Consider the following 19,116-nt stretch of genomic DNA (forward strand, 5'->3'; position numbering starts at 1 on the left):
GGAGGCAGCCTCAATAAACCTTTGGGGCAAATCAGTATGAATAAAAAGCTTATTTCCGGTTTTTTATCTTTAGCTTTATTATTAGTCCAAGCTACTCAGGTAGCAGCAGGCACCGTGCAGGAGGAATTAAATCAAAACAAAAGCTACCAGGAACAACTAGAAAGCAAAATAAGCAAGCAAGAGGAAAAAATCTTTAGCTTGAATGATGAAATCAATGCTCTCTATGGAGTAGTAGATGATAATAACAGACAAATATCACAGCTAACGGAGAATATTAAAGAAACAGAATCAGAGGTAGAAAACACAAAAAAACGCATCGATGAAACACAGAAGCTTTATGATAGTAAAATGCGACAGCTGTATAAGAATGGTGGACAAGTAGATTATATTTCTGTCCTTCTTGACGCTGATAGTTTAGGAGACTTCTTATCAAGAGTACACACAATAACCAAGCTAATTGCTATGGATAGCCAGATAATAGCTGATTTTAGAGAACAAAGTACTCGTCTAGAGACCCTGCTTGTAGAGCTAGCCAATAATAAAGCAGAAGCAGAGCATCTAAAATTGGAAAATGAAAACAAGCTATCTACTCTAGAAAAAAGCAAGCAGGAGCAGTCAGCTATCGTAGCTAGCCTAGAAGGAGAATTATCGGAGCTAAATAAAATTATAGCTAATCAAGAATATCAGCTGGCTGAAGAGGCCAGGATAGCAGAAGCTGAAAGAAAAGCTGAGGAAGAAAGAAGATTAAAAGATTCTAAACAGGTTAATAACCCGTCACAAGGGGCTAGCAGAGGTGGTTATATAGATAATCGTGATCCTTCTAACAAGAGAAGTCTCGGTGTATTCAAGCTCACAGCCTACTGCCCATGCTCTATATGCACTGGAAAATATGCAAAAGGAATAACATCTACAGGTACAATAGCTACTGCAAATAGAACTATTGCTGTTGATCCAAGAGTTATCCCCTATGGTTCTAATGTTGAAATCTATGGTAATAATTACGTAGCTGAAGATACAGGTTCAGCTATAAAGCAATATAAGATTGATATATTTTTCAATAGTCATTCAGAAGCATTGAGATTTGGTGTTAGATATTCTGAGGTGTTTATATATCAATAAAAAAATGTCCTTTGGTTTAACCAAAGGGCTTTTTTAATGTCTTTCAGTGTATTAGTAATATTTTTAGTTATTAGTGAATATTTTATTGTAGTTATGATTGGAGTGATAAAATGAAAAAATATCTTTTTATAGGTGCTTTGATAACATTATTATTTATTTCTTCTGGCTGCAATCTAAATTATAATGAATACCCTTCTTTTGAAACTAAACCTGCATATGACTTTTATACTAACAGCCTAACTTCTGAACTTTCAGAAGAAAGTGATTTTCAGGTAATGCTTTTAGAAACAAATTACTCTGCAGAGATAGATGTTGATGCTAATGGAAAAGATACTCTCAAGGATTTTTTTATGAGTCTTTCAGAAAACAGCTTCATTACAGATAAGCTGATTCTTAAGGACCTTCCTGAAAAACCTATTTACAGATTATATGTTAGCACAAAGGATGAGAAATATGTTATCAACATTTTTTCCGAGGATATAGCAAGCCTTCATCCTTGGGATGGATTGTTTACAGAAGACTACATTAACATGACCAGTTCTCCAAAAGCGTATAACCTCTATGGATTATGCAGCTATATTTTTAAAAATAGATAAAGCTCTTAGGAGCTTTTCTCTTTTTTGCTATTAAAAGTCAATAAATCATTATATAATCAAATTGTAAAGGGGTGGTAATTTGAATAAAAAATCAATATACAATTATTATATAAAGATGTACAAGGAGCTACTAAATCCTAGATTTCTAAAAAAAAATCGTTTAAATAAAAGCTTTTTAGAAATCACCTTAAAAACTAATACCTTTGTAAAAGACTTTGGTGATGTTTTTTATGATGAAGATTTCTCCATAAGAAGGGTTATTAAATTATTTATTTCTATATTTAAAGAAGATAGAACAGCACCCTTGCCTAAGTGGAATGTAGAACAGTGGCTGAATTATTTTTATCAGTATACCTTATCAAAATCCTTTGATACTGCAGTTACCATAGATCTATTACCAGAATTAAATAATTACTGTGAGTTTTTTCTTAAGCTACTTAGGATTTTTATAGAATTTAAGAATGAGCTAAAGCCAGATTTATTTACCTCCAAATATCCTTTAAAGTTATTAACAGATGAAGAGATAGAATCATTAGAGCATCCAGAGGAATATGAAAGATTCAAAAATGCTTTTTTAGAGGAAAACATCTATGAAATGATGCTCCTTAATGAAGCTATTACAGGTTTTACTACATTAGACCACATATGCGGTGTGCATCACCTTGCTATTAATATTGGGAGGCAGCTTAAAGCTCGTTATCTCTCAGTAGATTTAGGAAGAGTATCCGGTAGTGCTGCCGGTCACGATATTGGCAAATTCGGCTGCATTGGAGAGGAAATGAAAAGGGTTCCTTATCTTCATTATTACTATAGTGATCAATGGTTCCTAAAGCACAATATACATTATATAAGAAATGTAGCAGTAAATCATTCTACCTGGGACTTAGAGCTTGAAAACCTATCCTTAGAAAGCCTTATACTTATTTACAGCGATTTCAGGGTTAAGATTCTTGAAGGATCTAAACCACCAGTAATGCATATTTATTCCTTAGAGGATTCCTTTAAGGTTATATTAAATAAGCTTGACAACGTGGATGAAAAAAAAGAAAGGCGCTACAGAAAAGTTTATGCTAAGCTTCTAGATTTTCATCAATATCTTTTAAGATTAGGAGTTAATATTGAGCCAGATTATAGCATAAATTCTACTGTGATTCGCCCCAGAGATACCATGGAATATTCCCTTCTTCAGGGGGATAGCATAACTGAGAATATAAAAGATTTAGCTATCAACCACAATATTGGTCTTATGTATATCCTTAGGGATGAATTTTCTCTAGAAGAGGTTCTGGAGATGGCCAGAAGCGAAAAAAGTTGGAAAAGACTAAGAGCCTATATTAAAATCTTTGAAGAGTATTCTACATATTTAACGCAAAATCAAAAGATTCAGACTCTAAAATTTCTTTTTGAGAATTTAACTCATTCTGAAGATGATATTAGAAAGACCTGTGCAAATATAATAGGAATTCTTATTGCTTGCTTTGACGAAGACTACAGAAAGGAAATTCCTAAGAATGTAATCATAACCACTGATTCAACCTCCTCTTATGCTCTGTGGGAAGAATATATAAATAAGCTTTTATTTCCTTCACATAAGCTTATTCCTCTTCATAAGTACTGGCTCGGCTATAACTTGAGAACCATATGCAAATCATTATTTAGAAATATTACATCAGAAAGCAAGCCATACAGAGATATATTTATAAAATATTGTGACAGAAAAAGAATAAAAAATTCAGAGATGCATCTTTTTCTTCTTCAGAGTATTCACCATATTCCATTAGATAGCTTCGATGATAATATAGATACCTTATTAGATTTTATACTTTTTAGCAGTAAGAAAAATAATATTTCCTTAAGACTATCTTCTTATGAAGCACTAATTTATTTTTCAGATAAAATCAGCAAAGAGAGCCACTTATACAGAAAACTGACAGATAATATTAAAGATCTTAGCCGTCTCTCTCCAGTGAAATCAGAAGAATATTTAATACAAAGCTTGAAAAATAAATTTAATAATGATGATAAAATAAGAATCAATTATAACCCCAAAGCAATTAGCTCAATTTATCTAAATAATTTAAAGACAGCTACTGATTGGATGGTAAAGAAAGTAAATATAAATCTCATCACCGATTACGTTATATCGAGCAATGGTACTAGCTCCTTACAGGCCGCAATACATTTTTCAAATTTATTAAAGGTTAGCCAGGTTGAAGCCGTGAGAAATGCTGCTGGAAACGGTATAGTAAAGCTCATGCCTTATCTTTCTACCTTTGAAAGAAATGAAGTGGCTGTAGAGCTATTAAGAGCTTTGGAAATAGAAGGCACAAGATTTACTGAATACATCCCTTCTTATCTTGGAAAGGTTTTATTATATCTTGAGGAACAAGAGCTAGAGGAAGTTGCTGATGATCTTTTAATTAAGGTAAAATCCTCCAATAACGAGGTTAAAGCACTGATATTAAAAACTGCTTCCATAACTCTAGAGTATTTTATAAAGAATGCTTCCACTGCAGCACTTTCTAAGAAAAATACAATTATTCTTACAAAACTCCTTGGAATAATCCTAAATGGATTGGGAGATTATGATCCTGAGATTAATTCCATTGCCTTCGCCTGTTACTCAAGAGCAATTTATAAATCCAAGCTATTATCTTTAGAGGATATGTATAGTATTTATAGGCTCACAGCGAAAAAGGTATTATCATTAATTTCACCAGACTATACTAACGATTTATTGCTATTATCCAATTCACAGGCTTTAAATGAAATATACAAATTTATTTCTGAATATACCTTTATCCATGGTGCGATTCCTTTAGCATCTAAGGATAAGATTGCCTTCTTTCCTGGAACCTTTGACCCCTTTTCTATAAGCCACAAGGAAATTGCGTTAAAAATTAGAGATCTAGGTTATGAGGTTTATTTAGCCGTTGATGAATTTTCATGGTCAAAAAAGACTCTACCAAATTTAATTAGAAGAAATATCATTAAGATGACCATGGCCAGTGAATTAAATATATATTTATATCCTGACAATAAGCCAATTAATCTTTCTAACAATGAAAACTTAGAAGAGCTGAAGGAGTCCTTTAACAACCTTCCAGTGTTTATAGTAACAGGAAGCGATGTCATTCTAAATGCCAGTTCTTATAAGCAGCCTCCTCAAAGTAATTCAATACACAGCTTTTCACATATAGTTATAGATAGAGGCAGGTCAAGAGAGCTTAAGACTAGCTTAGAAAATATCACTGGTGAGATAGTTTTGTTAAATCTACCTGTTAAATATAAGGATGTTAGCTCCACTCAAATAAGAAGCTATATTGATAATAATAAAGATATTTCTATGCTTATAGACCCTTTGTCACAGAAATATATTTATGAGAATGGTTTTTATCAAAGAGAGCCTCTAGATAAGGATGAATATGGTTCAATTAAGCTAGATACAGAGATAATTACTAAGGTGGATGACACCCTTATCAAAAAGCTATCAACTACCTTTAATGTAAATAAAGATTATCTTTTAAATAAAGTTAACAAAGCAACATCTACATGCCATTGTCTCCTGCTTAAGGATTATATTACTAAGGATATCTTAGGATTTGTTTTTTACCACTTTTTGAAAGCAGAAAAGCTATATGTAGAGCTTAAAAACATAGAGCTATCAAGAATCATTCGGGATAAAACAACTGGAAGAATAGTATCACTAGACCTATTAATGGCAAAAAGCACCGATAAAAAGGCTTACTACGAGCAGCTTATCCTCACAGAAGTATTGGCTGCTAATGTAGCAGACGATTATCAATATGCCCTATGCAATACTTCTAGCTCTGATTTTTCACAAGGTTTCAAGGATATGCTTTCATTGTTTGGCTTTGTATCCCTAGGAGAGGAAGCAGATTCCCCCTATAAAATTGTTGATATGAGCAATCCTTGTGTAATAAATTATGATTTAGATAACTTTATAAAGGAGCCCTTTAGAGAAAATAGTAAGCTTAAAGCTACTATAGTACAAACCAGGAGGAAACTACAGTCTTCCATATGTAGCCTATATCCTGGAGAGCTAGTACTCCCTATTGATAGTTCTATGCTCCATTATGGTCTTATAAAGAAGATATCAAAGCTTAATCAAGAGAAAACTGATAATACAGTACTAACAAGCAATCGCAATCTAGGCAGATATATGTGTGTTCCTTATGGTGACATTTTTGATAGGTATATTATTCCCAATACTGTGACAAAGGCTCTTCACACAGAAAAATACTTTTACCCTGATATGAAGAGCTTTAAAATCGATAGCTTTCCTCACTTTTTATCTTTAGAAAATCAAGTTAAGATAATAAAAGCCTTTAATAGACCCTTGATTCTAGTAGATACAATACTTCATAAGGGCTATAGAATGAAGGCATTGGACCCTTTGCTTATTAAGGAAAATGTAGAGGTAGAAAAGCTTATTGTTGGTATCTTATCTTCTAGAGGAAAGGATTTAATGGAGTATCAAAATAGAGAAGTTGATACCGTATATTTTATCCCAAGACTTAGACTTTGGTTTAACGAAAGCTCTATGTATCCCTTTATGGGTGGGGATGCTCTTTGGAGAGGTGACTTCCCTAAGAGAAATATAATCCCCTCAATCAACTTAATACTCCCTTATACCTCCCCTGCCTTTTTGAGAGGAACGGAGAAGAAGGTAGTATACGAGCTCTCAAAAAGCTGCTTGGAAAATTCAAAGGCAATATTAAATACTTTAGAAAAAATATATCATAAACTTAATGAGAGAACATTATCACTTCTGGCTCTAGGCCAGGTATTTACTATTCCAAGAATTCCTGACCAGGGTAAAGATATATATTATGATTTAAATTTACCAGCAAGCCATTATATAGAAAATGACCTTGAGCTTCTGGAAAAATTAAAAACTTTAATAAGGAGCTAAATATGAATAACAATAAGGAAACATATAAGATTTTATACAAGGTAAATGATCATCTGCTTCTAACAGATAAGTTCTACAAAAATTTAGAAACTGAGAGTATCCATAAGCTTAAGGATTATAAAGGTATATTGCTTCTTGACATAGATGCCTCGCCAGAGAAAACCAGAAGTTATTTTAAAATAGACACAGAAGATGTTTTGCAGGGATATAAAGAAGATGTAAGCCTATTATGGGATACCTCTCTTCCTTCCTACCCTACAATCCTGAAGGATGCTTTACAAGAAGGAAGGCTTTACGGCATAAATAGCAGCTATCCAGATTTCAAAAATTTCCCCCAGGAAATAATAAAAACAAAAAATTTAAAGGTTAATATAGTAGGCCTAGGAGATGTAGGGGGAATACTAGCAACTGGATTAAAGCTATTATCTAATGAAACTATATCCTCTATAGGCTTATACGACACATCCCCAGACAAGGTATCCCGCTGGGAACAGGAGCTTTCTTCAATATTTGATATGAGCTCACCTATCAGTCCTAAAGTATATTCCTTAAAGGAAGAGGAGCTTTTTGACTGTGATGCCTTTATTTTCTGTGTCTCTGTAGGTGTTCCTACCCTAGGTTCCGAGGTAAATGATGTTAGAATGGCACAATTTCAAGGGAATAAGAAGGTTATTTCACTTTATGGAAAAAAGGCTAGAGAAGCTGCTTTTAAGGGTATGTTTTTTGTTGTATCTGACCCTGTAGACCTATTATGTAAGGCAGTATTTATTGAAAGTAATAAAAATGAAGAGGGTGAATTGGATTTTAGAGGAATACCTTCTCATAGAATAAAAGGCTTTGGTCTAGGAGTTATGAATGCCAGAGCAGCCTATATAGCCTCAAAGGAATATCCTGAACTGGATTATATTAATGAAGGGAGGGTTTATGGTCCTCATGGTGAAGGCCTTATAGTAGCAAATAGTCTTAAAAGCTACAATAATGAGGCTTCCCTCTTTCTTACAGATATGACGAAGAACGCTAACTTAAAAGTCAGGGAAACGGGATTTAAACCTTATATAGCTCCAGCCTTATCCTCCGGCGCTCTATCTATATTATCCGCCTTAAGAGGTGAACCCCATTATTCCTCCTCCTTCCTAGGAGGAATCTATATGGGCGCTCGCAATAGCATCATAGCTGGAGCCACCATTTTTGAAAAAGACTCTATGCCTCATATGCTCAAGGAAAGATTAAAGGATACAGAAGAATATTTACAGGCCCTTTATTAATCATTGCAGCTCAGCTCATAAATTTTTGCTATAATATATATACTACAGATGAAAGGGGATGAAGAAGTGAAAATTGAGCTTCATTGTCACTCAACTGCCTCTGATGGAAGCTTATCTCCTTTAGAATTGATAGAGGAATCAAAACTAAAAGGCATAGATATTTTAGCTCTCACAGACCATGATACAACAGGAGGTTTACCTCTAGCAAAAAAGCGTGGAAGAGAATTAGGCATTCAAGTTATTCCTGGTATAGAACTTTCTACTAGATTTAATAATGAAAACATTCATATACTGGGATACTTTAAAGATGATAGCTATCTTTCCCTTGAATTTCAAGCCTTTCTTAAGGAGCTTCAGGAATATAGAATCTATAGAGGAAGAAAAATTATCGAAAAGCTAAAAACTCATTTTAATATAGACTTAGATTATGACCAAATAAGACTTAAAGTTTCTGGTGTATTAGGAAGACCTCATATTGCAAAAGCTTTAATTGAAAATAACTATTCAGTTTCCTTTGATGAGGTTTTCTCTAAATTTATAGGAAAGGATTCACCTGCATATGTACCAAATAAATATGTTTCTATAGAGGATGGAATCGCTATACTTAAAAAGTTTAATGCCCTAGTAGTATTAGCTCATCCTATCCTTATTAAGAAAAATTCCTATAAAGATATAGCTCTAAAAGGCTTTGATGGTATAGAAGCATATTACAGTTCTCATTCGTTAAAAGCTACAGAGGAATATACTCTCTTTGCAGAAGAGCACAAGCTTCTTGTCTGTGGTGGTTCCGATTTCCATGGATTAAAGGATAGTAATCATGGATACTTAGGAGAAATTTCCCCTCCTGAGCCTTATGTCCAGAACTTTATTAAAGCCTTGCAAAAATAAGAAAGCCAATAGAGAGCTATTAACTAAGCTCTCTATTGGTTTTTTAACTTTTATACTATCAATCCTGCAAAAATGCCTTATAGCCTTTAGTAGTTTCATAAATATCAGCCTTACTAGCTACCTCCCAAGGAGCATGCATATTTTGAAGGGCAACACCGCAGTCGATTACTTCCATACCGTATTGAGCAAGAATATATGCAATGGTTCCACCACCACCTTGATCAACCTTTCCCAGCTCCGATGTCTGCCATATAACTCCATTTCTGTCCATAATTTCTCGAATCTCCGCCATAAACTCCGCATTAGCATCATTACAGCCACTCTTTCCTCTAGCTCCCGTGTATTTATTAAAGACTAAGCCTCTTCCGAAGAATGCTGCATTCTTTTTTTCCATTACAGAAGGATAGTTAGGGTCATAGGCCGCACTTACATCGGAGGAGAGCATCTTGGAGTTAGCTAGAGCTCTTCTCAATTTAAGTTCGCTATAATATCCCGCAAGCTCCATAACCTCAGCAACAGTATTTTCAAAGAATCTTGATTCCATACCAGTAGCCCCTATGCTACCTACCTCTTCCTTATCAACAAACAGTGCAACCTGTGTAAGCCTGCCAGGGGTACTATTAATAATTGCTTCAAAGGAGGTATAGGCACAAATTCTATCATCTTGACCATAAGCCATAACCATACTTCTATCTAGACCATAATCCCTTGCCTTTCCCGCAGGTACCACCTCAAGCTCTGCAGATATAAAATCTTCCTCTACAAAGTCATACTTATCCCTTAAAGAGGTTAAAATAGCATATTTAACCCTATCCTTTATTTCTTTGTCCTTTATTGGTATACTTCCTACTAATATGTTTAAATCTTCACCTTCTACAACCTTATTCCCCTTCTTCTCAAGCTGGTCCTGGGACAAGTGTATCAATAAATCTGAAACTCCTATTACAGGATCATCTTCATCCTCCCCTATAACTATGTTTATAATTGTACCATCCTTCTTAACTACAACACCATGGATAGCTAATGGTATTGCCACCCACTGATACTTTTTAATTCCACCATAGTAATGAGTTTCCATTAACGCCAGCTCTTCCTCTTCATACAGGGGATTTTGCTTCAAGTCAAGCCTTGGAGAATCAATGTGTGAGCCCAATATTTTCATGCCCTTTTCCAAGGGTTCGGAGCCAAGAACAAACATAACTAGTCCCTTATCCTTATTAATAGCATAAACCTTATTCCCAGCCTTAAGCTTTTCTCCCTTTTTCATTACATCTGAAATATTTACAAAACCATGATTTTCTGCAATAGAAGCTAGCTCTAAAGCACATTCCCTTTCTGTTTTGCATTTTGAAATAAATTCCTTATACCTATGAGAAAGGTTAAAAACCTCTTTTATAGTGCTCTCATCATAGGTATCCCAAGCATTTTTCTTTATTTTTGTAATTTGATTCATGTATAATCCCTCCTTTACTATATAATTGTATAACAACCAGGAAATGTATACAAATAAAAAAAGACAAAAGCCAGTGAACTTCTAGCTTCTGTCTTCAAGTAATTTTTCCATTCTTTGATCAATAATATCTACCGGTGACACCTCAGACATTAAACTATATCTATAATTAGCTGCAGCAGCTTCAATTATCACGGCAATATTTCTTCCAGGCCTTATAGGAATTGTTATTTTTTTAAGCTTAACCCCAAGGACATCAATGAAGTCATCGCTTAATCCCAGTCTGTCGTAGTTCCCATCATCCTTCCAATGTTCAAGGCTTACAGTTATTGAAATAGTTTTCTTTGGAATTATTGAGCTTAATCCATAAAGTGCTGAAACATCAATAATTCCCATCCCCCTCACCTCCAGCATTCCAAAAGTTATTTCAGGAGATATGCCTATTAGCTCCCCATCAATCTCTTTTATATCTACTGCGTCATCAGCTACTAGCCTGTGACCTCTTTTAATGAGCTCTAAGGCTGACTCACTTTTTCCTATACCGCTTTCTCCAGTAATAAGCATTCCTATTCCATAAACATCTACCAAAACTCCATGAAGTCTTGTCTCCGGAGCCATCTTATCTGCTAAATACATGGTTAACTTACTTATAAACTGAGTGGTTATTAATTTAGTTCTAATAATCCATATCTTACTGTTTTTAGCATATTCTAACACATCCTTATGAGGCTGTAGCCCTCTGGTAATTATAAGGCAGCTGACATCAAAGCTAAAAAACTTAGTCAATCTTTTTCTTCTAATTTCCGGGGTCATATCTTCAATAAAGCTCCACTCTGCTTTTCCAATCACTTGGATTCTTTCTGGTGCAAAGTAATTATAAAAGCCTGAAAGCTGAAGACCTGGTCTATTAATATCAGAAACATTAATTGCTACATCCTTTTCACCTTCAACTAGAACATCAAAGTCGAAATCCTTAATTAACTTTTGTACCGTTACCGCTTCTATTTTTATCCCCCCTTATTTACTATTTTTTTTTATTCCTTTTAGCTGTGACCTAAGATTATTTTTAACTCGATCTACATACATCTTCCTGAGTTCAGCCTGTTCTTCCAGCTCTTTCTTTGTTAAAGGCTCCTCTTTGCTTTTATTATATAAAAAATTTATACGCTTTGTAAGAGTCTCTATATCCATGGTAAATTCCCACCTTTATCAATAGTATTATCAATATCTTCAATGTAATTATATATTAATATGCTAAATTATCATATTATTTTTTTTGATATTCTTCTACAAACTCATTTATTCATAAACTGCACTATTTCAACCTTTCTAAGAATTTTACATTTATTTCCAAATAAAAAATTAATATCTTTTATAATTTTTTTATACATTTTTATATTATTATGTAGCATAATAGCAAAGAATTTATTTTTATTTTTTCTCTAACCTCTGCTAATATATATTTAATAAGGTATCAAAGGATGACATTGGAGGTTACTGAGATTATGGATATATTGAATCTTAAAATAAAAATCGTAAGAAGGTTAATGCATATTTTATTAGGATTTAATTCTACTTCAAATAAGTACGTTATTAAATGCAGCCAACATTTAGATACACTTATTGTAAAAAGCCAATTAGATCTTATAAATAAGAAGAAGAATAAGAATATACATTACAATTTTTATCCTTCTACATCCATGAGCTATGGAAAAAAGAATAAAGAATCCTTAAGAGAAGTTTCGTAAATAAAAATTGCCTCACAATAGTGAGGCAATTTAAAAGACAATTATTGTATCCCAACATGCCGTCACACCTATAAATTCATACCTGCACCTCGCAGGTGGGCTTCTCTCAATCTACTTCTGTCAACTACCTGCATTGCAGCTCCACATCTGTAGATTTATTAAGAATCCCGTATTCATACTGTAGGTTGAATACTATAGGCTTCGCGGACATCTCAGGACTTATTTTTATTATAGCACATATTAATAATATTTCAAGTTAGCTTATAATCCTATTTCTTCCACTATACTATCTATATCCATCTCTTCATTTCCAAAGGCCAGTATGAATTCTAAATAGCTGTAATTCAAAGAATCAATTTCATAGGAAACAAATTGTGCTGTAACTTCAAATTCCTCCATTATCTCTTCCATACACTGTCCTACATTATCTATTGCTAAGTCACTTAAGTAAGGAAGGAAAAAATCTTTTAACCATTCTTCACTATCCTCTTCATAATCACTCTCATCATTGGAATAAGCTCTCGCTGCTTTAAGCTCTGCTTCATCAAAATCATAGAAGGCTCTGTAAACCAGTTCCTCTCCCTTATAATCCAGCTCCTCTACCTCTGAAAAGTCTTTATCCAGTAAAAATTCCTTTATCTCTTTTTTATTCATTTTTAATAGCCCCTCCTATTTATCATTGTTATATAGTAAGTTCTTGTATTCTTTGTTCACTGCCTTAAATTCTTCATCATCCTCAACCATATTGTATTCTACCCCATTATCGCCTTCATCAACCCTAAATACATAAGCATCCTCCTCATCACCTTCTAAAGGAGCCAAAATTACGTATTCCTGTTCCTCTAAGTATATCTTAGCAACTGCTTCTAGCTCTACTACATTACCGTCCACATCTTTAAACTTCATGGTTATCTTATCTTCCATCTTCAACTTCCTTTCTTAAACTAAGTATAGCTTTTTAAGCTTTCCTTATCTATTCATAAAACTCTTCTTTAAATAACATAATTCTCAATAAATACCATAGTAAGAGCGTCACATGTTTATCATAATATATTCTAACCATTATACTCTTCCTTTAATAGTATCATAAAGTTGCAGCCTTATAGTCTTATTATAGTTAACATACAAACCTGTGTAAAGATTTTCAACTTCGGAAAGGTTACAAATTCATATAATTTAATAAAAGCTCTGAAGGCTCATCCTTATATATTATATATTCCTCATGAAGGGCTCTGGTGAGACTTACATATAAAAGTCTCCCGTCCTCTTTATCCTTCTTATACACCTCTTTGCTGCAATCATAAATTATGGAGCAATCAAATTCCAAGCCCTTTGTAAGGAAAGCAGGAATTATCATTAAATCCATGGAAATAATCTTATTATTATCTCTGATTATCTCCCACTTATTATTGCTGGTTCCCTTAATAGCTTTATAAAGCTCTTCAGAGGCTTTAATGTCCTTGCAGATTACGGCTATGCTCTTTTTATTCATCCCTTTAATTCTCTCTACTATGGTATCTAGCTGGGCACCAAGCTCTTTATTATCTGTAAACTTTATAAGCTCAGGCTCTCTTCCATGTCTTAAAACTGCTCTAGGAGGTAATAGGCTGCTTTCTACTTCCTTAAGAACCTCATTAGCAAGGGAAATAATTTCTACAGTGGATCTATAGCTCTGGCTTAGAGGCATGTAAACAGCATTATTAGAAAATATCTCTTTGATAACAGTATTCCAGTCATTTATACCCTTATAGTAATATATTCCCTGACCTATGTCACCTACAATAGTTAAGGAATTATAATTGGTGAATTTGCTTATAAGCATCAGCTCAAAGAGGCTATAGTCCTGAGCTTCATCCACCACTACATGGGAAAATTTAAATTCCTCAGCAAGTCCCTGGTACATTATTTTAAGATAAAGCATACCATAGAGGTCTTCGCTATCGATTACCCCTTCTTCTATGGATTTCTTATAGCTTTCCTTCATATAATCGGCTAGTGCTTTTGGTATTATTCCACCGGTAGCTTCTTCAAATAAATCCTCTTGAAGAAATAGATTGCTATAAAGGTCTTTAAAATTTATATTTTTATCCTTATTGAAATAGCTTTTGAAGGCCTCCCTTATTCCCTGCTTTATCCTTTGTCTGCTCTCATCTCTGTCATTATATATCTCTACGAGCTTTTTTCTTCTTTCCGGGCCATCCTCCATGGTCTTCTTACTTCTGGCAATTAGATATTCAAACTGAAAATCACTTTTATCCTGAAGCTCTTTTATCCTGCCCTCCAGCTTGCTTTTAAGATACCTCTGTAGCTCTTCCTTTCTTTTGCTGACATTTAAATGTGCTAGCTCTTTATAAAATAGACGCTTAATTTCCTCTGCAGTAAATATTGTGCTGCTTTCGTACATCATGGGTTCATTATAAGTCAGATTTCTTTCTACTATTTTTAAGTATCTGTCTAAAATAGTTTTATATATTAAGGTACCCTTCACTCTACTGGTGTTTACCACATATTTATATTCTTTGCCATCTTTATTTTCTAAAACCCAGGCTAGCTTTTTGTCCTTGGTATAGAGCTTGTTTTTTATCCCTAAGACTTCCTTAGCTAAAGCTTCGAAGGTACGCTGCTTCACCTCATCTACTCCAAGACTAGGAAGAACCTCAGATATATAATCTAAAAATATAAGGTTAGGAGCTATAACCAAAATATTATTACCAGAAACAGTTCCCTGATATCTATATAGAAGATATGCTAGTCTGTGTAATGCAACGGTAGTTTTACCAGAACCCGCTGCTCCCTGAACTATAATGGGTATATTCTTCTCAGCTCTTATTACTTCATTCTGCTCCTTCTGAATAGTAGCTACTACATCCTTCAGCTTCCGTCCGGTACTACTTTCTAAGTTTATCCTCAGAAATTCGTCTATTAAAGCTTCCTCTCCCAAGGAGGACTTTATTATAAGCTCATTTATACCTTCGTCAAATATATCCTTAATTTCTCCCTCTTCATAAAGAAACTTTCTTTTTAAATTTAGCTCTCCACTTATTATCCCTTGAGGAGCTCTATAATAGGCTTCACCTTCTGTACCACTATAGTAAAGATCAGCAACAGGTGCTCTCCAATCAATTACAACCTCATCTCCAGTCTTATCATTAGATAAAGAAAACTTTCCAATATACAAGGTCTCTGGAAGATGCTTATATTCTCTAAAGTCAACTCTTGCAAAATAAGGCTGCTCCATGGCTTCACTATAGTTAGAAAGATTTTTCTCTGCTATCTCATAAACAGTTTTTACTTTTTCAAGCTCTTCACTGTAGCTTCCCTTAGAAGCCTTTTTTAGTTCCTTTACCTTGTTGTATAGAGCATCCTTGTAGGTAGCCTTATCGCTTAACTCATCATTCAACCAATTTTTAACCTCATTAAGCTTTTTCTGCTCCTCTACAAATGCTTTCTCCTTAGGCTTCATGGCAACAACCCCATTTCCTTTTAATATTCAATGGATAATATTATAAAATTCTAGTGAAAATATGTCAATTAACTTTGACCTATAAACATATATTTATATTAGGCTTATAAAAATAAGATTTTTACCCTGTGAAGCTTACAAAAAATGAGAAGGTGATTTAATGAATATACTGGTTACCGGTGCTAATGGAAATACAGGAAAATACATGGTGAAATATTTTTCTAAAGGTCATAATGTAATTGGTTTTGACAGAAAAGAGTTAGATGTATGTAATAGTGAAACCTTATTAAGAACAATAGAGAATCAAAATCCAGATATAGTAATTCATACGGCAGGGATTTCAGATATTGATTTATGTGAAAGGGATGAAACTTACGCCTACAAGGTTAATACCTTAGGTACCCTGAATATAGCTAAAGCCTGTGATTATTTAAATATCCCCTTAGTTTATTTATCCACAAGCTATGTTTTTAATGGTATGAAAACCTCTCCTTATATAGAAGAAGATTATTGTGACCCTATTAACACCTTTGGAAAAACTAAATTAGCTGCAGAAAAGCTCATAAGAACTGTATGTAAAAAGCACTATATCATCAGAACCTCCTGGATCTTTGGAGGATATAACTGCTATATAAAAAATATAATAAAGAATGACCCTTTAATTATTTTGAGCACTAAAGAGATCATTAGTCCCACCTATATAGAAGATTTATGTTTCGCTATAGACTTTATTATTAAGCAAAATTCCTATGGCATCTTCAATTGTGTTAATGGTAATTATTCAAGTAAAATAGATGTAATATCCTTTGTATTAGAAGCCAGTAGGTTAAATAAAAAGGTTGTAGAAATACCCAAAGAATACCTTAGTGACCTTACTCCCAGACCTAGGTTCTCAGCCCTAAGCACTAGCCTCATAGAAAAAGAATTTAAGCTTAGTCTCCCCTCCTGGCAGGAAAGCATTTATACCTATATAAGTTTGTTATAAACCTAATCTCAAAATTAATAAAAACAGAGTATGACTTTTTGCATACTCTGTTTTTACTTAAAGCTTTTGTTAATTATTGATTTCAATATCTCCGCTATTATTTATTACAGTAAAGGATGCAGAACTATTACCATAAGTTTTCTTAAGAGATTTGCTTATTTCTCCCTGGACATCATCTTTAAGAAACTCTGTACTGATATCACCGAGATCTGTTTTAATATCAAAGTAACCTTCCTGTTGTTCATTTAAATTCAGAACAACTTCTCCAAGGTTATTGGTTATATGAACCTTAGAGCTTATAACCACTTCTGCAGTATACACAGTTTCACCACTGTTATTCTCTATAAGAGTATCACCTTTTATATTTTTAGCCTCAACTTCACCTAATCTGCAGATAATATCAGCATTACCGCTTATATTTTCTGCTAGGATGCTTCCTGCATCATTTCTTACCTTAAAACTCCCCTCTATATTATGGCCTTCTGTATCCCCAAGATTATTGGTAATTGATACCTCTCCCTTAATTCCATCAACAAACACATCTCCTAAGTTACTTGTTATATCTAATCGTCCTTCTATATCCATAACCTTAGTCTCACCAATATTATTTTCTATATCTATATTTAAAGCTTTTGGAACAGTGATAAAGTAATCTATAGACTTAATTCTCAAGTCATTCAAAAGCCCTTGCTTTTTAGTACTTATCTTTAAGGTATGATTATTTTCTATTATAACAGTATCACGAAGCTCTGTATCACTAACATGATTATTTTTATTTCTATCTCCATAAGACACTTTCACCTCTAAAGTGATATTCTCTCCATCACCTTTTAAAACTTCAACATTTCCCACAGCACCATCTATAGCAATTGCTTGTACCTCTGCTGCAGAAAAGCTTTCTGAAAAGCTATACTTATTTACATTTTTATCATCGAAAAAATTAATAAAATTACCGCCATCAAAACCAGCCCAGCTGCCAAAATAATTAATACCTTTAGTAATTATCTGTGCTCCCCCTAAAAAAATAACTATTAATATAATAATTATTATACTGAGAGGATCAACCTTTACCCTTCTATTTTCATTGCTTGGTATTAAAGAAAAAATCAATATTTCTACTCCTAATAAAATGAGAACTATTGGCCACCATTTAAAGACTGAATTAAAAAAACCCATTCCTGTTACTGTAGAATATATCCAGGCAACTCCTAGAGATATAAGAAGTATTCCTAAACTAATTGTCCCTACCTTCCACTGCTTCATTGCCGTCTCCTTTCTTAAATTTATTTATAAAAATAAGTCTTACTCCCAGTACTATTAGTACTACGGAAACAATTCCTTCTCTCAAATATTCAAAGACTTCCATTAGCAATCCTCTATCAATAAAGGATAATGCTATCTTATTAAATAATATTAGAATACCTAGAGCAATAAAACCAATACCTAAATATCTCATATAGGAAGAATTCAGCAGATCACTTAACACAAAATCCTCTTCATCCCCATTGATAGATACAGAAAAAATCTCCTTTAAATTAATTAATGTATAAATTATCACTAATATCATCATAAGAGATAATACCTGCAGTGGTGCGAAGGAATATATAAAAAATATAAAAATAAATAATGATAATAATCTTACTCCTTCCTTTTTCCTCTTTAAATAAAAATGGCCGGCTCCAGGGATAATGGACAAAAACACAGCTATGAGCTTTTCATTTTCTTTCTCTAAGGTATGAATAAGCTCATCATAATTGTTATTCACCAACTTTTTCCTTAGGCTCATTACATCTATTATAGAAAATAGCCATAAAGCTGCTAAAGCTACAAAAATAAATTTTGAATAACTATTTCCAGAGCCATAATAATAGCTTAAGTAGTTATAACCATCCATCATTACAGCTAAAAACATATAGGCTATTGCAGAGAAGGTAAATAGCGCTCCCCTTGAGTTTGCTCCAATATAATAATGTCCAAAGCCCGGGATTAAAGATAGAACTAAGGTTTTAAATTTTGACTTATACATTTATTACCTCCATGATTTCATTATAAAGCTATTATATTTTATAAAGCTTAATAAATATATGATTAATCCTTAATATTTTCTTAAAAAAATAGATGCACATTAAGAATTTCTAACAACACACTTAATGCACATCTATTTCTCTCTTTTGAATTATGCTAGTTTTAATTTTATTCCTGGGGCCTTATATTGATAAGCAGCATCTTAAGGATAAATTTATCTCTTTCTATGGTATCCTCAGAGGTATATAAAAATATTGCTGGGCTATCACTTTTTTGTGAGAATAAGGCATATAATTTATTATCATGACCGGTATTGCTATTCCTGTATATACCAACGCTACCTATGGCAGTTGAAATCTCCTCAAGCTTATAATCTGCCAACACCTTACTTTTAATGGTAGTATAATAGCCACCTAAGGCTATATCTCCTCTTAAGAACTCGCTATATTCCCCATTATTTTTTATGCTCCAGCCATCGGGGAGGCTTATTGAGTAAACTTTGTTATCAAGTGATAAAGTAATAGAATTATCTATAGCATAAGCTCTAGAACCACTAATAAATAGAAATAATATCAGCCACAAAGGAAATATTTTTATAGAACTCTTATATTTCTTCATATATATCCTTCTTTCTAAGGGAT

General features: G+C 33.4%; 16 protein-coding genes and 1 other RNA gene. 7 read left to right on the forward strand and 10 right to left on the reverse strand.

The features are described 5' to 3' along the window. Window positions 1–36 precede the first annotated feature (36 nt). The 5 genes from ACPWSR_RS17865 to ACPWSR_RS17885 all read left to right on the forward strand — a co-directional run bounded on the left by ACPWSR_RS17865 (window position 37) and on the right by ACPWSR_RS17885 (window position 8,804). Window positions 37–1,119, forward strand: a complete 1,083-nt coding sequence (locus ACPWSR_RS17865; RefSeq protein WP_426349577.1) for a PcsB-like coiled-coil domain-containing protein — start codon at window positions 37–39, stop codon at window positions 1,117–1,119. A 110-nt stretch (window positions 1,120–1,229) separates the two neighbouring features. After that, the gene (locus ACPWSR_RS17870) at window positions 1,230–1,715 is read left to right on the forward strand and encodes a DUF4883 family protein (protein ID WP_426349578.1); all 486 of its coding nucleotides are present in this window, start codon (window positions 1,230–1,232) and stop codon (window positions 1,713–1,715) included. A gap of 79 nt (window positions 1,716–1,794) precedes the next feature. Then, window positions 1,795–6,651, forward strand: coding sequence for a hypothetical protein (locus ACPWSR_RS17875; RefSeq protein ID WP_426349579.1), 4,857 nt, complete (start codon window positions 1,795–1,797; stop codon window positions 6,649–6,651). A 2-nt stretch (window positions 6,652–6,653) separates the two neighbouring features. Continuing rightward, on the forward strand, window positions 6,654–7,916 hold the full coding sequence (locus tag ACPWSR_RS17880; RefSeq protein WP_426349580.1) for a lactate/malate family dehydrogenase: 1,263 nt from the start codon (window positions 6,654–6,656) through the stop codon (window positions 7,914–7,916). 66 nt (window positions 7,917–7,982) lie between these two features. Then, complete coding sequence (locus ACPWSR_RS17885) at window positions 7,983–8,804, forward strand: PHP domain-containing protein (protein WP_426349581.1); 822 nt, start codon at window positions 7,983–7,985, stop codon at window positions 8,802–8,804. Between the two features lie 58 nt (window positions 8,805–8,862). On the opposite strand, the gene ACPWSR_RS17890 is transcribed toward ACPWSR_RS17885, so the two are convergent. The 3 genes from ACPWSR_RS17890 to ACPWSR_RS17900 form a co-directional block, all read right to left on the reverse strand. Continuing rightward, entirely contained in the window at window positions 8,863–10,257 is a 1,395-nt protein-coding gene (locus ACPWSR_RS17890) for an aminopeptidase (protein WP_426349582.1), read from the reverse strand. A gap of 81 nt (window positions 10,258–10,338) precedes the next feature. Further along, window positions 10,339–11,265, reverse strand: coding sequence for an HPr(Ser) kinase/phosphatase (hprK, locus tag ACPWSR_RS17895; protein ID WP_426351410.1), 927 nt, complete (start codon window positions 11,263–11,265; stop codon window positions 10,339–10,341). Window positions 11,266–11,271: 6 nt separating this feature from the next. After that, a complete protein-coding gene (locus tag ACPWSR_RS17900) occupies window positions 11,272–11,445 on the reverse strand; it encodes a DUF896 domain-containing protein (protein WP_426349583.1) in 174 nt (57 codons plus the stop codon). A gap of 314 nt (window positions 11,446–11,759) precedes the next feature. Between ACPWSR_RS17900 and ACPWSR_RS17905 the strand changes: the two genes are divergently transcribed. Then, window positions 11,760–12,002: an aspartyl-phosphate phosphatase Spo0E family protein gene (locus ACPWSR_RS17905; RefSeq protein ID WP_426349584.1), complete on the forward strand. Its 243-nt coding sequence runs from the start codon at window positions 11,760–11,762 to the stop codon at window positions 12,000–12,002. A 44-nt stretch (window positions 12,003–12,046) separates the two neighbouring features. On the opposite strand, the gene ssrS is transcribed toward ACPWSR_RS17905, so the two are convergent. The 4 genes from ssrS to helD form a co-directional block, all read right to left on the reverse strand. Next, a non-coding RNA gene (gene ssrS / locus ACPWSR_RS17910) (6S RNA) lies at window positions 12,047–12,224 on the reverse strand. 39 nt (window positions 12,225–12,263) lie between these two features. Next, window positions 12,264–12,656: a hypothetical protein gene (locus tag ACPWSR_RS17915; protein WP_426349585.1), complete on the reverse strand. Its 393-nt coding sequence runs from the start codon at window positions 12,654–12,656 to the stop codon at window positions 12,264–12,266. A 15-nt stretch (window positions 12,657–12,671) separates the two neighbouring features. Further along, complete coding sequence (locus tag ACPWSR_RS17920; protein ID WP_426349586.1) at window positions 12,672–12,926, reverse strand: DUF1292 domain-containing protein; 255 nt, start codon at window positions 12,924–12,926, stop codon at window positions 12,672–12,674. Between the two features lie 235 nt (window positions 12,927–13,161). Continuing rightward, window positions 13,162–15,465 carry an RNA polymerase recycling motor HelD gene (gene helD / locus ACPWSR_RS17925; protein ID WP_426349587.1) on the reverse strand — a complete coding sequence of 768 codons (2,304 nt, stop codon included), beginning with the start codon at window positions 15,463–15,465 and terminating at the stop codon, window positions 13,162–13,164. 160 nt (window positions 15,466–15,625) lie between these two features. Between helD and ACPWSR_RS17930 the strand changes: the two genes are divergently transcribed. Next, window positions 15,626–16,450 carry an SDR family oxidoreductase gene (locus tag ACPWSR_RS17930; protein ID WP_426349588.1) on the forward strand — a complete coding sequence of 275 codons (825 nt, stop codon included), beginning with the start codon at window positions 15,626–15,628 and terminating at the stop codon, window positions 16,448–16,450. A 69-nt stretch (window positions 16,451–16,519) separates the two neighbouring features. On the opposite strand, the gene ACPWSR_RS17935 is transcribed toward ACPWSR_RS17930, so the two are convergent. The 3 genes from ACPWSR_RS17935 to ACPWSR_RS17945 form a co-directional block, all read right to left on the reverse strand. Beyond that, window positions 16,520–17,713, reverse strand: coding sequence for a DUF4097 family beta strand repeat-containing protein (locus ACPWSR_RS17935; RefSeq protein WP_426349589.1), 1,194 nt, complete (start codon window positions 17,711–17,713; stop codon window positions 16,520–16,522). Beyond that, window positions 17,685–18,476 (reverse strand): hypothetical protein, encoded by a 792-nt coding sequence (locus tag ACPWSR_RS17940; protein ID WP_426349590.1) that lies wholly within the window; start codon window positions 18,474–18,476, stop codon window positions 17,685–17,687. Before ACPWSR_RS17940 ends, ACPWSR_RS17935 begins: the two co-directional genes overlap by 29 nt. A gap of 167 nt (window positions 18,477–18,643) precedes the next feature. Then, the gene (locus ACPWSR_RS17945; RefSeq protein WP_426349591.1) at window positions 18,644–19,093 is read right to left on the reverse strand and encodes a hypothetical protein; all 450 of its coding nucleotides are present in this window, start codon (window positions 19,091–19,093) and stop codon (window positions 18,644–18,646) included. Window positions 19,094–19,116 lie beyond the last annotated feature (23 nt).

The organism is Alloiococcus sp. CFN-8 (assembly GCF_049943125.1).
In the GTDB taxonomy this organism is placed as follows: Bacteria; Bacillota; Clostridia; order Clostridiales; family Clostridiaceae; genus JAEXZL01.